At 71.0% G+C, this 500-nt stretch carries 1 protein-coding gene and 1 pseudogene; both read right to left on the bottom strand.

Features of this window, described 5'->3' with window-relative positions; genetic code table 11:
- The coding region (locus AC1DNK_RS29975; RefSeq protein ID WP_477944869.1) for a DUF4184 family protein at positions 1-270 on the bottom strand (270 nt) is incomplete at its 3' end.
- Between the two features lie 29 nt (positions 271-299).
- Positions 300-500, bottom strand: a pseudogene (locus AC1DNK_RS29970) (polar amino acid ABC transporter ATP-binding protein); the annotation flags it as partial.

The following is a 500-nucleotide window of genomic DNA, read 5'->3' as shown; positions in this document are numbered from 1 at the left end:
CTCCTGCGGAAGGCGTGCGCCGAGGAACCGCGGCGCGAGGAGATGGCAGGCCGGCCGCAGCACCAGCCGCCACACGAGGAGCAGCACCAGCGCGAGGAGCACGGTGACCGGCAGCCAGCGCAAGTCGTGCGTCACCGAGTAGTCGACGATCAGGCCACGGGTGAACAGGGGCAGGTCGGGCGCCATCGCGCCGATCGCGATCGCCGCGGGTACCAGCGGCGTGCGGACGAACGGCAGGGCGACGATCGCGTGGCTGGGTGTGAACGGCATGCCCCGACGGTACCCGGCGGGGCGGGGCGTCACTCGTAAGGGCGGAGGATACGATCCAGGAAGCGGCGCGTGCGCTCGTGCACCGGTGCGGTGAACACCTGGGACGGAGCGCCCCGCTCGACGACGACGCCGCCATCCATGAACAGCACCTGATCGGCGACCTGCCGCGCGAAGCCGAGCTCGTGCGTCACGATGACCATCGTCCAGCCTTCGGCGACGAGCTCCGAGAT

It is taken from the genome of Rhizobium sp. 01N424 (genome assembly GCF_056399485.1).
Note: the sequence above shows the minus strand (reverse complement) of the source record. Positions and strands in the feature narration are given on the sequence as shown.